A 14,465-nucleotide genomic window follows, 5' to 3' on the forward strand; every position below is an offset into this window, starting at 1 on the left:
GGGATTAGGCGGCCTGGCGCACCACGGGGAAGGTCTTGGCATCACGGATCACCAGATCCGCCGCCACCTTGCCGACGCGGCCGTCTTCGAATTTCACCTGGGTCTCGATGAACTGGGATGTCTTGCCTGCGTAGAAGGCGTCGATCAGCACCGCGTACTTTTCCGAGACGAAGTTGCGCCGCACCTTGCGGGTCCGGGTCAGTTCGTCGTCGTCCGGGTCCAGTTCCTTGTGCAGGATGAGGAAGCGGTGGATCTGGGAGTCGGCCAGCATGCCGTCGTGCACCAGCTGGGCATTGACCTCCTCGACGCACTCCTGGATCAGGTTGTACACGTCGGGCTTGGCGGCCAGGTCGGTGTAGCCGGAGTAGGAGATGCCGCGGCGCTCGGCCCAGTTGCCGACGGCGCCCATGTCGATGTTGATGAAGGCGCACACCTGCTCGCGGCCGTTGCCAAAGGCCACCGCCTCCTTCACGTACTGGAAGAACTTGAGCTTGTTCTCGATGTAGTTGGGGGCAAACATGGCGCCGTTGGCCATCTTGCCCACGTCCTTGGCCCGGTCGATGATCTTCAGGTGACCATCCTCGTCGAAGAAGCCCGCATCGCCGGTCATGAAGTAGCCCTCGCCGTTGATGGCCTCGGCGGTGGCATCGGGACGCTGGTAGTACTCCTTGAGCAGCATGGGCCCCTTGACCAGGATCTCGCCGTTGTCGGCGATCTTCACCTCCACCCCGGGAGCCGGCTTGCCAACGGAATCCAGCTTGATCTGGCCGTCGGGCTGCAGGCAGACGTAGGCGCAGGTCTCGGTCTGGCCGTAGAGCTGCTTCAGGTTCACGCCAATGGAGCGGTAGAAACGGAACAGGTCCGGACCGATGGCAGCGCCGGCGGTGTAGGCGACGCGGATGCGGCTCATGCCCAGGACGTTCTTGAGGGGCCCGATCACCAGCAGGTTGGCCACGGCGTAGGCCAGCCGGTCGCTGCCGGAAACGGGCTTGCCGTCCAGGATCTCGGCGCCGCAGCGCTTGGCCACGTCCATGGCCCAGGCGAACAGCTTGTGCTTGATGGCGCCGGCGTCCTCCATGCGGATCATCACCTGGGTCAGCAGGTTCTCGAACACCCGGGGCGGAGCGAAGTAGTAGGTGGGGCCGATCTCCCGCAGGTCGGTCATCACCGTGTCGCCGGACTCGGGACAGTTGATGGTGAAGCCGGCCACCAGAGCCTGGGCAAAGGAGAACAGGTGGTCGCCGACCCAGGCCATGGGCAGGTAGGAGAGGATATCCTCGTCCTGCGTCAGCTGGTCGAACTGGCATCCGCCTTTGGCGGCGGCGATGAAGGCTTGGTGGGCCAAGCAGACGCCCTTGGGCTTGCCGGTGGTACCCGAGGTGTAGAGCATGACACCGGTGTCGGTGGCGACGCCCTGCTCGATTTCCCGTTCGAGGAAATCGGGATGGTTCTGGTGGTGGATGCGGCCCATGGCCATGACGGCTTCGATGTCATGGATGAAGGGCTGGTTGTAGTGACGCATGCCCCGGGGATCGTCGTAGATGATGTGGTCCAGCTGGGGCAGCTGCTCCCGCACTTCGAGCAGCTTGTCCACCTGTTCCTGGTCCTCGACGATGGCGAAGCGGATGCCCGCATCCTGGAGCACGAACAGCATCTCGTTGGCCACCGCGTCCTGATACAGGGGCACCGGCACGCCGCCGAGGCTCTGCACCGCCGCCATGGTCATGTACAGGCGCGGACGGTTGTCGCCGATGATGGCCAGGTTGTCGCCGCGCTTGAAGCCCAGCTCGGCCAGGCCGCAAGCCAGGGCCCGGACGTTCTCGGCCACCTCGGCCCAGGTCCAGGTCTGCCAGATGCCGAGATGTTTCTCGCGCATGGCGGGGTGCTGGCCCCGCACCTGGGCATGGTGAAAGAGCAGGCGCGGGAAGGTCTCACCCGTCAGATTACGGGTGTGCGCCGCCTGGGAAGAAGCCACTTCCGGCATAACATCTCCTCCATTGTTATCCCCGCATAACCGATGCCGGCTTGCGGTTTTGTCCGGCCCTTCCCTGATGGGAAATTCCGGGTTCTGCTTCGGTGTTGGAACGGGGCTCCGGTCTTCCCGGTAACCCTGCTCCGGCTTGTCTCCTCCACCCTGGTCGAACACCTCATCGAGGAGGGTCGCCGGCTGGCATTTGGTCTCAATTTAGCGACGCGTCATGGCTATAATTGTCGTCGACCTGACAATTGGCTAAATAAATGCTGACGCTCTCCGAGTTGTTGCACAGCACCACCTGGGGCAGGGAACTGACTGGCGAGGAATTCGCCCGAATCGAGGCCGGCACTTTTGTGCGCCGCATTCCGGCGGGAGGATTCGTCTGTTACAAGGGTGAGCCCGTGGATTACTGGCTCGGGGTCATCGACGGCCTGGTGAAAATCGCCAGTCACGGCGTCACCGGCAAAACCGCCACCTTCACCGGGGTGCCCGCCGGCGGCTGGTTCGGCGAGGGCTCCATGCTCAAGAACGAACCCCGCCGCTACGACGTGGTGGCCCTGCGCGACTCCCAGGTGGCCTGTATGAGCCGCACCACTTTCCAGTGGCTGCTGGACCACAGCATTCCCTTCAACCGCTTCCTGCTCAACCAGCTCAACGAGCGTCTCGGCCAGTTCATCGGCCGGGTGGAAATGGACCGGCTGCTGGAAACCGACGCCCGCATCGCCCGCTGCGTCGCCTCCCTTTTCAATCCCGTGCTCTACCCGGGCATCGGGCCCCAGTTGCAGATTTCCCAGGAGGAAATCGGCTACCTGGCCGGAGTCTCCCGGCAGCGGGCCAACCAGGCCCTCAAGCTGCTGGAGGAGCACGGCCTGCTGCGGGTCGAGTATGGCGGCGTTACCGTCATCGACCTGGAAGGACTGCGCCGCTTCGGCGCCTGATTCGCTTCACCCCACACTGAGAGAGACAAGGAAAATTCATGACCACCGATCGCCAACGCCTCGTCGATGAAACCATCGATTCCCGTCGTTCCGTGCGGGCCTTCCTGCCCACGCCGGTGCCCCGGGAAACCCTGGAGGAGATCCTGCGCATCTCCTCCCGCGCTCCTTCCGGCACCAATGTGCAGCCGTGGAAGGTGTACGTGCTGACCGGCAACGCCAAGGACCAGCTGTCCCAGAAAATACTCGCCGCCTACAACGATCCGGAAGAGGCCCAGACCCATACCGAGGAATATCCCTACTACCCGGCCAAATGGGTCTCCCCCTACATCGACCGCCGGCGCAAGGTGGGCCTGGATCTCTACGGTCTGCTCGACATCAAGAAGGGCGACGCCGCCCGCATGCATGCTCAGCACGGTCGCAACTACACCTTCTTCGATGCGCCGGTGGGCCTCATCTTCACCATCGACCGCATCATGCAGCAGGGCAGCTGGTTCGATTACGGCATGTTCGTGCAGACCATCATGCTGGCCGCCCGGGCCCGGGGCCTGGACACCTGCCCCCAGGCCGCCTTCACCCAGTTCCACCGCATCATCGGCGAACAGCTGAACCTGCCGGAAAACGAGATGGTGGTGTGCGGCATGGCCCTGGGCTATGCGGACGAAAGCAAGCCGGAGAACAAACTGCGCACCGAGCGCGCGCCCCTGGAAGAGTGGGTGCGTTTCTGCGACTAAGGCAGAGCGCGGCGGCGGACTGACATCCCCGCCACAAGAAGGAAAGGACGCCGACCTGCAGGGCCCATGGCCCGGGGCCGGCGTTTTTGTTGCCACCTGGCAATGGCACCGCCATAGCCCAGTATCCGCCTGACTCTCAGGCCAGACAGGCTCAGAAATGCCGTCCCTTCTGCCTCCCGGCAGGGGCGAAAAAAAACCGGGCACCAGGCCCGGTTCGCAAACACAGCAGAGGTTCTTCTTGGAGCCGGCCTGCCCTGGGGCAATGCCGACGCTGTCTCCTTTTTCTCCTTTGGTTTATTCCTTGGACGAGGCCGGTACAGGCGGCCCGCCCGGGCCGCGGCTGCCCCGGCCGGGGCCTTACATGCTGCGCCGGTACTGGCCGCCCACCTCGTAGAGGGCACCGGTGATCTGGCCTAGGGAGCAGACCCGCACCGCCTCCACCAGCACGGCGAAGACGTTGCCGTTCTCGATCACCGTCTGCTTCAGCTTGGCCAGCATGGCCGGTGCCTTGTCGGCATTGCGCTGGTGGAAGTCCTTGAGGCGGGCGATCTGGGACTGCTTCTCCTCTTCGGTGGAACGGGCCAGCTCGATCTCCACCTGGGCGCTGCCCTTGGGATTCAAGAAGGTGTTTACGCCGATGATGGGGTAGGAGCCGTCGTGCTTCTTGTGCTCGTAGTAGAGCGACTCTTCCTGGATCTTGCCGCGCTGGTAGCCGGTTTCCATGGCACCGAGGACGCCGCCGCGGGAGGCGATGGCCTCGAACTCCTTGAGCACGGCCTCTTCCACCAGGTCGGTCAGCTCATCGATGATGAAGGCGCCCTGGTTGGGGTTCTCGTTCTTGGCGACACCCCATTCCCGGTTGATGATGAGCTGGATGGCCATGGCGCGGCGCACCGACTCTTCGGTCGGGGTGGTGATGGCCTCGTCGTAGGCGTTGGTGTGCAAGGAGTTGCAGTTGTCGTAGATGGCGATGAGGGCCTGCAGCGTGGTGCGGATGTCGTTGAAGTCCATCTCCTGGGCATGCAGGGAACGGCCGGAAGTCTGGATGTGGTACTTCAGCTTCTGGCTGCGCTCGTTGGCGCCGTACTTGTTCTTCATGGCCACGGCCCAGATGCGGCGCGCCACCCGGCCGATGACGGAGTATTCCGGGTCCATGCCGTTGGAGAAGAAGAAGGACAGGTTGGGCGCGAAGTCGTCGATGTGCATGCCCCGGGCCAGGTAGGACTCCACGTAGGTGAAGCCGTTGGCCAGGGTGAAGGCCAGCTGGGAGATAGGGTTCGCACCCGCTTCGGCGATGTGGTAACCGGAGATGGAGACCGAGTAGAAGTTCTGCACCTGGTTGTGCACGAAAAACTCCTGGATGTCGCCCATCATCTTCAGGGCGAACTCGGTTGAGAAGATGCAGGTGTTCTGGCCCTGGTCTTCCTTGAGGATGTCGGCCTGCACCGTGCCGCGCACGGAGGCCAGCACCCACTCGCGGATCTTCTCGGCTTCGTCTTCCGTGGGCTCGCGGCCGTTGTCGGCGCGGAACTTGTCCAGCTGCTGGTCGATGGCGGTGTTGAAGAAGCAGGCCAGGATGATGGGTGCCGGACCGTTGATGGTCATGGAGACGGAGGTGGTGGGGCAGACCAGGTCGAAGCCCGAGTACAGCACCTTCATGTCGTCCAGGGTGGCAATGGAAACGCCGGAGTTGCCGATCTTGCCGTAGATGTCGGGACGCACATCCGGGTCGCAGCCGTACAGGGTGACGGAGTCGAAGGCGGTGGACAGACGATGGGCCGGCATGCCTTCGGAGACCTTCTTGAAGCGGCGGTTGGTGCGGAAGGCATCGCCCTCGCCGGCAAACATGCGGGTGGGGTCCTCACCCTCGCGCTTGAAGGCAAAGACGCCGGCGGTGTAGGGGAAGGAGCCGGGGACGTTTTCCTTCATCAGGAAACGCAGGGTCTCGCCATCGTCGGTGAAGCGGGGCAGCACCACCTTCTTGATCTTGGTGCCGGAGAGGGACTCGGAGACCAGCTTGGTGCGGATTTCCTTGTCGCGGATTTTCACCACGTACTCGTCGCCGGAGTAGGCCTTGACCGTGTCGGGCCACATGTCGAGCAGTTTCTTGGCCTTGGCGTCCAGCTCGCTTTCCTTGCAGGCGATGAGCTCGTCGAACTTGGGCAGGGCGGCCTTGGCAGCCTCGTCGTAGCTGTTGAAGAGGTCCTTGGAAATGCGCAGGGACTGGCGCTCCCGGGCGATCTTCACCTGCTCTTCGGTATGCTTGTGGTAGGCGCGCAGGGTATCGGCGATCTCGGCCAGGTAACGGGTGCGCTCCACCGGCACGATGGCGCGGCCGCGGGAGGATTCCTTGACCGTCACCACGGGCAGCTTGCCGGCCTTGGCCTTGAGGCCGAACTCCACCAGCTTGGGCAGGATGGCCTGGTACAGGGCGGTGACGCCGTCGTCGTTGAAGCGGGCGGCCATGGTGCCGAACACGGGCATTTCGTCGGGAGACTGGGTGAACAGCTCCCGGTTGCGCTGGTACTGCTTGCGCACGTCGCGCAGGGCATCTTCGGCGCCCTTGCGGTCGAACTTGTTGATGGCGACGAAATCGGCGAAGTCCAGCATGTCGATCTTCTCGAGCTGGGAGGCAGCGCCGAACTCGGGAGTCATGACGTAGAGGGAGGCATCCACCAAAGGCACGATGGCGGCGTCGCCCTGGCCGATGCCGGAGGTCTCGACGATGATCAGGTCGAAGCCGGAAAGCTTGCAGGCGGCGATGACCTCGGGCAGGGCGGCGGAAATCTCGGAACCGGTCTCCCGGGTGGCCAGGGAGCGCATGAAGATGTTGGGATGCTCGATGGCATTCATGCGGATGCGGTCACCCAGCAGGGCGCCGCCGGTGCGCTTGCGGGAGGGGTCGATGGAGATGATGGCCAGCTTGAGCCCATCTTCCTGGTCCAGGCGGAAGCGGCGCACCAGCTCGTCGGTGAGGGAGGACTTGCCGGCACCGCCGGTGCCGGTGATGCCCAGGGTCGGGGTGGTGGCCACCAGGGCGGCGGCTTCGACGATCTGCTTGCGCAGGCCTTCGGGGTAGGCGCCGTTTTCCAGGGCGGAGACGATGCGGGCCAGGGCGCGGCGGTTGCCGGACTGCAGGGCCGCCATGACTTCCTCGGGCTTCTGGGGCGCCAGGGTGGTGAGGTTGTAGTCGGACTGCTCCACCACGTCGTTGATCATGCCCTGCAGGCCCAGGTGCTGGCCGTCTTCCGGCGAATAGATGCGGGTCACGCCGTATTCGTGCAGTTCCTTGATCTCGGAGGGCACGATGACGCCGCCGCCGCCGCCGAAGACCTTGATGTTCTCGCCGCCGTTTTCCTTCAGCAGGTCGATCATGTACTTGAAGAACTCGACGTGACCGCCCTGGTAGGAGGTGATGGCAATGCCCTGCACGTCTTCCTGCAGGGCCGCATTGACGATGTCGCCGACGGAACGGTTGTGGCCCAGGTGGATCACCTCGGAGCCGGTGGACTGCAGGATGCGCCGCATGATGTTGATGGAGGCGTCATGGCCGTCGAAGAGGGAGGCGGCGGTGATGAAGCGCACCTTGTTCTTCGGCTTGTAGGGGACGATTTTCTTGGCGATGGAGAGGTCGGTCATGATGTCGCTCCAATAGGCGGATGGGATGGAGCCGGCGTAACGGCCGGCGCAGGGTTCGGGAGTATCAGGCGCCGAAGTCGTCGGGCATCTGCAGGGCCACCACTTCGCCGCTGGCCGTGGCCACGCCTTCAGCATAGACGGTGGATTCGATCACCACCTTGCGGCCCTTGATTTCCTTGACGCGGCCGCGGATCTCCAGGGTCACGCCCAGGGGGGTGGGTTTCAGGTACTTGACCAGCAGGGAGCCGGTGACGAAGCGGAACGGGGGCAGGCTGTCCATTTCCCGGCCTTCGGCCCGGTACATGGCGGCCGCGGCGGTGCCGGTGCTGTGGCAGTCGATCAGGGAAGCCAGCAGGCCGCCATAGACGAAGCCGGGTACGGCGGTGTGGTAAGACTCGGGGGTGTAGCGGGTGACGCTCTCCTCCCCTTCCCAGAAAGTCTTGATGCGGTGGCCGTGGTCGTTGCGGCTGCCGCAGCCGTAGCAGTGGGCCACGCTCTCCGGGTAGTAATCCTGAAAGGCTTTCATGGGCAGACCGGCTTTCTCGACGTTTTTCTAAGAATGGCGACATCTTAAAAAGTCCGCCGGCCCAGGGCCATTGCCCGCCATGCCGCAAATCGTGCAAAATCCGCCAATATGGAATTTCAACCAATTCACGGTGTTGCAGGGCAGCAATGAGCAACCCTGACAAAATCGCCAGTCCCCTGCCCCGCCCCCGGGCCACCGTGGCCATGGGCTTCGTCCAGGGCATGCTGGCCGGGGTCACGGCCCGCGGCGGCGATGCCGGCCCCCTGCTGGAGCGGGCCGGCATCGGCCGGGAGGTGCTGCACCGGCCGGATGTGCGGGTGCCGGTCGAGCGTTACGCCGCCCTCTACAACCTGCTCATCGCCGAACTCGGCGACGAGGGTTTCGCCCTTTTTTCCACGCCCTTGCCGCCGGGCACCTTCGAATTCCTCTGCCGCAGCGTCATCAGCGCACCGACCCTGGGCGAGGCCCTGCAACGCAGCACCCGCTTCCTGGGGCTGGTGCTGCATGATCTGTCGGTGCATCTGGAAAGCGGGAGCGCCGGTCAGGCCCTGCTGCGCATCCGGGAGGAGCGCCCCCTGGCCGTCGGCCGGGTCTTTGCCTTTGAATGGCTGCTGCGCCTGCTGCACGGCCTGGCCTCCTGGCTGGCGGGACGCAGCATCGTCCTGGAGCGGGTCCAGTTCCCCTACCCGCGCCCGGCCCATGCGGACGACTATGCGCTGATCTACACCGCCCAGTCGGACTTTGCCGCCGATTCCCTGGCCGCCAGCTTCTCCGCCACCCTCCTGGACCTGCCCATCCGCCGCGACGAGGCGGCCCTGGCCAGCTTTCTTGAAGGCTCCCCGGGCAAGATCACCACCCTCTATCGGCGGGACCGGGAAATGGTGCTGCGGGTGCGCGACATCCTGCGCGCGGCCCTGCCGGAACTGCCCGATCTGGACGGCGTCGCCCGCCAGCTCAACCTGTCGCCCCGCACCCTGCACCGGCGCCTGGAGGAGGAGGGCTCCAGCTTCCGCGCCATCAAGGACGCCCTGCGCCGGGACCTGGCCCTGTCGCGCCTGACCAAGACCAGCCAGCCCCTGGGCCAGATTGCCGCCGACCTGGGCTTTGCCGATCCCTCGGCCTTCTTCCGCGCCTTCGTCTCCTGGACCGGCACCTCACCCAGCCAGTACCGCAAGCGCCTGCGGGCCCAGAAGGAGCGCCCCGGCAGCGGCCAGGAACCGACTCAGGCCTGAGTATTCAACGTGGCGCCGGCCACGGCGGCAACTGCGGCACCGGCATCACCCATGCCGCCCACGTCGATATAGACCTGGGGCACACTGGCGACGCTGTCGCCCCCCTGCCCCATCAACTGGTCCAGCTTGGCCATGCTTTCCTGGATGCTGCGCACATCCTTGTCCTGCTGTCCGAGTTTCTGCTTGAGCAGGGCGGCAACAGCCTTGAGCACCTTGCGCGCCTCTTCCAGGGCCTTGCGCAAAGCCTTGTCCGCATCGGACTGGCCGCCGCTCCTGACCCCTTCCGTGGCGCCCCGGCTTTCGCCGGCCCTCTTGTCTTCGGTCTTTTCCTCCGAATCGGCAGCTACCGCGGCCGCAGCTTCCGCTTCGGCTTCTGCACCGGCTCCGCTGGCTGCCGCGGCCGACGCATCGGCCGCCCCAGCCTCTGCGCTGTCGGCCTCATCACCGCCCGTATCGGCCTGGGCCTCTGCCGCAGTCGCCTGGGCCACGGCGCTCTGGGCCGATCCATCTGCCGTCCCCTGGGCCGCATCGCTGCCAACACTGGTGGTTTGACTGGCGGAACTGTCCGAACTGCTCACGGACAGATTGGCCGACGCACCCGAGCCGCCGCTGTTGCCGCCCAGATTGCCGGCCAGGGAAGCCAGTTCCTTGGCGATGCTGCGGACCTGCCGGGCCAGCGCCTTGGCCTGCTCCGGCGTCGCCCCGACCAGCATGGACTTGAGCATTTCCAGACGCTTCTTCAGCATCTCGGCCTTGTCGGCCGCCGCCTGCTTGCGGGTCGCCTGGGCCGACGGCATGGAGCGCAGCTGTTGCAGCAAACTGTTCATCTGCTGCGCCCGCTCTGATTGTCGCTTGGCCTGCTCGTCTTCCTTGGGCGAGAGGATGGACTGGGCCAGGGCTTTGGCACTTTCCCTCGCCTCGTCCGCCCCTCCCTGTCGTTCGCTGCGCTTGGCGGAAGCGGCAGACGCGGTCGTCCAGCTAAGGGAAGTGATTTTCATGGGATATCGCCGGCGAAGAACACATGGAATGTTAACGGCAATATGCCAGCCGACTTGACCCAAGCCGGCTGGCGGTGGGAATTACTCCACCGTCACCGACTTGGCCAGGTTGCGCGGCTTGTCCACATCGGTGCCCTTGACCAGGGCTGCGTGGTAGGACAGCAGTTGCAGGGGAATGACGTGGAGGATGGGGGAGAGGCGGCCGTAGTGTTCCGGCAGGCGCAGGATATGCACCCCTTCCGACTCGGCGATTTCCGAATCCGCATCGGCGAAAACGTACAGCTCGCCGCCCCGGGCCTTCACTTCCTGCAGGTTGGACTTGAGCTTCTCCAGCAGCACGTCATTGGGCGCCACGGCGATGACCGGCATGTCCTTGTCCACCAGGGCCAGGGGCCCGTGCTTCAGCTCACCGGCCGGATAGGCCTCGGCGTGGATGTAGGAAATTTCCTTGAGCTTGAGGGCCCCTTCCAGGGCGATGGGGTAATGGATGCCGCGACCGAGGAAAAGGGCATGCTGCTTCATGGCGAAGCGCTCGGCCCAGGCCTTGATCTGGGGCTCCAGCTCCAGGGCCCTGCCGATGGCGGCGGGCAGGTGGCGCAGGGCCTGCAGCTGGATAGCCTCCTCGGTATCGGAGAGACGACCCTTGAGCTTGGCCAGCACCAGGGTCAGCAGGAACAGGGCTGCCAGCTGGGTGGTGAAGGCCTTGGTGGAAGCCACGCCGATTTCCGGACCGGCACGGGTGATGAAACGCAGGGCGCATTCGCGCACGATGGCCGACTCGGGCACGTTGCACAGGGCCAGGGTGCGGTGGTGGCCCAGGGCCTTGGCGTGGCGCAAGGCGGCCAGGGTGTCCGCGGTCTCGCCGGACTGGGAAATGGCGATGACCAACTGGTCCGCCTGGGGCACGGATTCCCGGTAGCGGTATTCGCTGGCCGTTTCCACGGTGCAGGGAATGCCGGCCACGGCTTCGAGCCAGTAGCGGGCGGCCATGCCGGCGTGGCTGGAAGTGCCGCAGGCCAGGATCAGCACCGAGGTGGCACCGCCCAGCAGGGTTTCCGCTTCGGCCCCGAAGAGGCCGGCCTGCAGGCTCTTGGCGCCGCCCACCATTTCCAGGGTGTTGGCCAGGGCGTCGGGCTGCTCGAAGATTTCCTTCTGCATGTAGTGGCGGAAGCGGCCCAGTTCCACCGCGTCCGCCGACAGGCTGGAGAGGGCCACCGGCCGCTCCACCGGCGTGCCGTCGGCCCGGGCGACGCGCCAGCTTTCGGGACGCAGTTCGGCCACGTCGCCGTTTTCCAGATAGACGATGCGACGGGTCACCTGCAGCAGGGCGGAGGCATCCGAGGCCGCATAGTTGCCCTGCTCGCCGACACCCAGGAGCAGGGGCGAACCTTCCCGGGCAACGATGACCCGGCCCGGTTCGTCTTCCTTGACCACGGCGATGGCGTAGGCGCCCTGGAGGCGCTGCACCGTGCGGCAGACGGCTCGGAACAAATCAGGCTCGCTCTTCAGGGTGTCGTGGATCAGGTGGGCGATGGTTTCCGTATCGGTCTCGGAGGAGAAGCTATAGCCCAGGGCCGACAGTTCGGCGCGCAGGGACTCGTAGTTCTCGATGATGCCGTTGTGCACCACCGCCAGACCTTCGGAGATGTGGGGATGGGCGTTGCGCTCGGAAGGCACGCCATGGGTGGCCCAGCGGGTGTGGGCGATGCCGGTCTCGCTGGTGGCTCCGGTGCTGTCGGCCTGGGCCGCCAGTTCGGCCACCCGGCCGACGCTGCGCAGGCGTTGCAGGCCGCCGTTGAGGATGGCCAGGCCGGCAGAGTCGTAACCCCGGTACTCCAGCTTGCGCAGGCCTTCCAGGAGGACGGGGACGATATTGTTACGGGCTGCCGCCGCGACGATGCCGCACATGGCTCAGCTCCCCGCCATTTCCAGGGCCCGCTTGGCGAACCAGGGACCCAGGCCGTAGAGACCGCCCATGGCCAGGGCCATCAGCACGGTGCCGGCCACCAGTTGCTTGCCCGCCTTGGCGCAATCGGCCCAGTGCTTCCAGCAGAAATAGAGGGGCCCCAGCACCGGCACCAGCAGGGCACAGGCGCCCCAGCGCCAGCCGTGGGCGAAGGAGGCGGGAATGGTGTCGATGTAGCCCACTAGGAGCAGCATGCCGCCGCCGGCCACGGCCAGGGCGACGGTCAGTACGTAAAGGGTGAAATAGGCGTCCATGGAACTTCCTTACTTTTTGACTTTTTCGGGGCGCTTCCAGCCGGCCAGGCTGACCTGGCGGGCGCGGGAAACGGTGAGGGAATCGGCGGGGGCGTCCTTGGTCAGGGTGGTGCCGGCCCCCAGGGTGGCACCGCGGCCCACGGTGACCGGGGCCACCAGCTGGGAGTCGGAACCGATGAAGGCATCGTCCTCGATGACGGTGCGGTGCTTGTTGGCGCCGTCGTAGTTGCAGGTGATGGTGCCGGCACCGATGTTGACCCGCTGGCCCACGGTGGCATCGCCCACGTAGGCCAGGTGGTTGGCCTTGGAACCGGGGCCAAGAATGCTGTTCTTCAGTTCGACGAAATTGCCCACATGGGCCTCGGCCCCCAGCTCGGTACCCGGCCGCAGGCGGGCGTAGGGACCGACGATGGCATCGGGTCCGACGACGGCCCCTTCCAGGTGGCTGAAGGCAGCAATGCGGGCGCCGGCCTTGACCGTGACGTTCTTCAGGACGCAGTAGGGACCGATGTCCACGGCTTCCTCCAGCACCACCTCGCCTTCGAAGACGCAGCCCACGTCGATGGCCACGTCGCGGCCGCAGCGGAGCTGGCCGCGCACGTCGAGCCGGGCCGGGTCGGCCAGGCGCACGCCCTGCTCCAGCAGGCCGTGGGCCAGGCGCAACTGATAGACCCGCTCCAGCTCGGCCAGCTGCACCTTGCTATTGACCCCGGCCACCTCCCATTCGCCTTCCGGCTGGGCCGTATGCACCGGCACCCCGTCCGCCACCGCCAGGGCCACCACGTCGGTCAGGTAGTACTCGCCCTGGGCATTGTCGTTGGAGAGGCGGGACAGCCAGTCCTTAAGGCGGGCCGTGGGCAAAGCCATGATGCCCGTGTTGGTTTCCCGTACCAGGCGCTCGGCCGGAGTGGCGTCCTTTTCCTCGACAATGCGCTGCACCCGGCCGGCGCTGTCGCGGATGATGCGCCCGTAGCCCTTGGGATTTTCCAGATCCACCGTCAATACCGCCAGGCCGTCGCCGGCGGCCTGCACCAGCCGCTGCAGGGTGGCGGCCTGGATCAGGGGCACATCGCCGTAAAGCACCAGGGTCATGCCCTCGCCATCCAGCAGGGGCAGGGCCTGCATCACCGCGTGGCCGGTGCCCAGCTGGGGTTCCTGCACGGCACAGGCCACATCGGCTGCAGCCAGGGCGCTGCGCACCACTTCGCCGCCGTGGCCCACAACCAGGCAGATACGGGACTGGCCCAGATGGCGGGCGGTATCCAGGACGTGGGCAGCCAGGGCCTTGCCGGCAATGGGATGAAGCACCTTGGGCAGATGGGAATGCATGCGCTTTCCCTGGCCGGCGGCGAGGATGACGATATTCATGGGACTTTTCCGCGATACAGAAGCGACACGGCCGCCGGGGCGGCCATGGGGAGGGGATCAGGCGCTCTTCTTCTCTTCCTGGCCGGAGAGGATGTCGCCGAGGAGCTGTTTGCCCTTGTTGGAAACAAACCAGTGCAGCACGTTCTTTTCGTTGATGCGGGTTTCGATGATGCCGAGGTTTTTCAGCACGGTCAGACGCTGGCTGATCAGCTCCCGGCCCAGACCGGTCTTCTCGGCCAGGCCGGCCAGATTGCCGTACACGTAGTTCTCTTCGGCAATGGCGCGTACCAGTTCGACGTCGTTGTAGGACAGGGCTTCCTTCGGCAGTTCCTTGACCACGGCTTCCTGGGCTTCCGGGACCGCCTCCGGCTTGCGCTCCTGCAACTGGCGCACATCGTCCTTGACCAGGTCGAGCTGGGACAGCAGCTTGTTGGCCATGTTTTCGAACAGGCGGCGGGAAACCACCACATAGAGCAGGCAGAAGCCGGCCAGGACGAAGAAATCCACCGGACGGGTGCGGGCCCCCTCGAGCAGATTGCTGGAAATCATGTTGAGGAAAAGAGGCACGGTCAGGGCCGCCACCATGCCCAGCACCGGATACTTCAGCCACTCGCGCACCTCGGGTTCCACCTGGCGGTCGCGCAGGAAAAAGTTGGCGATACCACCGAGAATGCCGGCGACGACGAGGATGCCGAGGATGATCAGGAGATGCCCGTCGAGGGCACCGAAAGTTTGGCTTACTTGCATCGCTTTTTGCAGTTCCATGTCCATGGGGCCTCCCGTCCCGCGCAGACCGTAATATGCCACAGGGGAAGACCCCTGCAAAACAAAACCCCGC

At 65.3% G+C, this 14,465-nt stretch carries 11 protein-coding genes; 3 read left to right on the forward strand and 8 right to left on the reverse strand.

Features of this window, described 5'->3' with window-relative positions; genetic code table 11:
* Nucleotides 1-4: 4 nt before the first annotated feature.
* Nucleotides 5-1,984, reverse strand: coding sequence for an AMP-dependent synthetase/ligase (locus tag OEL49_RS08535; protein ID WP_014236211.1), 1,980 nt, complete (start codon nucleotides 1,982-1,984; stop codon nucleotides 5-7).
* Nucleotides 1,985-2,238: 254 nt separating this feature from the next.
* On the opposite strand from OEL49_RS08535, the gene OEL49_RS08540 reads away from it, so the two are divergent.
* Nucleotides 2,239-2,913 (forward strand): Crp/Fnr family transcriptional regulator, encoded by a 675-nt coding sequence (locus tag OEL49_RS08540; protein ID WP_014236210.1) that lies wholly within the window; start codon nucleotides 2,239-2,241, stop codon nucleotides 2,911-2,913.
* Between the two features lie 38 nt (nucleotides 2,914-2,951).
* Nucleotides 2,952-3,644 (forward strand): nitroreductase, encoded by a 693-nt coding sequence (locus OEL49_RS08545; RefSeq protein ID WP_014236209.1) that lies wholly within the window; start codon nucleotides 2,952-2,954, stop codon nucleotides 3,642-3,644.
* A 357-nt stretch (nucleotides 3,645-4,001) separates the two neighbouring features.
* Here OEL49_RS08545 and icmF read toward each other — a convergent pair whose 3' ends face one another.
* Both icmF and OEL49_RS08555 read right to left on the reverse strand, forming a co-directional pair.
* Nucleotides 4,002-7,283, reverse strand: a complete 3,282-nt coding sequence (gene icmF / locus OEL49_RS08550; RefSeq protein ID WP_014236208.1) for a fused isobutyryl-CoA mutase/GTPase IcmF — start codon at nucleotides 7,281-7,283, stop codon at nucleotides 4,002-4,004.
* 64 nt (nucleotides 7,284-7,347) lie between these two features.
* Nucleotides 7,348-7,809, reverse strand: coding sequence for a PaaI family thioesterase (locus tag OEL49_RS08555; protein ID WP_205231263.1), 462 nt, complete (start codon nucleotides 7,807-7,809; stop codon nucleotides 7,348-7,350).
* Between the two features lie 146 nt (nucleotides 7,810-7,955).
* Between OEL49_RS08555 and OEL49_RS08560 the strand changes: the two genes are divergently transcribed.
* A complete protein-coding gene (locus tag OEL49_RS08560) occupies nucleotides 7,956-9,041 on the forward strand; it encodes an AraC family transcriptional regulator (RefSeq protein WP_205231262.1) in 1,086 nt (361 codons plus the stop codon).
* On the opposite strand, the gene OEL49_RS08565 is transcribed toward OEL49_RS08560, so the two are convergent.
* The 5 genes from OEL49_RS08565 to OEL49_RS08585 all read right to left on the reverse strand — a co-directional run bounded on the left by OEL49_RS08565 (nucleotide 9,032) and on the right by OEL49_RS08585 (nucleotide 14,374).
* Nucleotides 9,032-10,039 (reverse strand): hypothetical protein, encoded by a 1,008-nt coding sequence (locus OEL49_RS08565; RefSeq protein ID WP_205231261.1) that lies wholly within the window; start codon nucleotides 10,037-10,039, stop codon nucleotides 9,032-9,034. The genes OEL49_RS08560 and OEL49_RS08565 overlap by 10 nt on opposite strands.
* A gap of 81 nt (nucleotides 10,040-10,120) precedes the next feature.
* Complete coding sequence (glmS, locus tag OEL49_RS08570) at nucleotides 10,121-11,947, reverse strand: glutamine--fructose-6-phosphate transaminase (isomerizing) (protein WP_205231260.1); 1,827 nt, start codon at nucleotides 11,945-11,947, stop codon at nucleotides 10,121-10,123.
* Nucleotides 11,948-11,950: 3 nt separating this feature from the next.
* Nucleotides 11,951-12,259 (reverse strand): hypothetical protein, encoded by a 309-nt coding sequence (locus OEL49_RS08575; RefSeq protein WP_014236203.1) that lies wholly within the window; start codon nucleotides 12,257-12,259, stop codon nucleotides 11,951-11,953.
* A gap of 9 nt (nucleotides 12,260-12,268) precedes the next feature.
* Nucleotides 12,269-13,627, reverse strand: coding sequence for a bifunctional UDP-N-acetylglucosamine diphosphorylase/glucosamine-1-phosphate N-acetyltransferase GlmU (glmU, locus tag OEL49_RS08580; RefSeq protein ID WP_152090019.1), 1,359 nt, complete (start codon nucleotides 13,625-13,627; stop codon nucleotides 12,269-12,271).
* Between the two features lie 57 nt (nucleotides 13,628-13,684).
* Complete coding sequence (locus tag OEL49_RS08585) at nucleotides 13,685-14,374, reverse strand: YEATS-associated helix-containing protein (RefSeq protein ID WP_235832447.1); 690 nt, start codon at nucleotides 14,372-14,374, stop codon at nucleotides 13,685-13,687.
* Between the last annotated feature and the right edge of the window lie 91 nt (nucleotides 14,375-14,465).

This window comes from Azospira sp. (genome assembly GCF_030247495.1).
In the GTDB taxonomy this organism is placed as follows: Bacteria; Pseudomonadota; Gammaproteobacteria; order Burkholderiales; family Rhodocyclaceae; genus Azospira; species Azospira oryzae.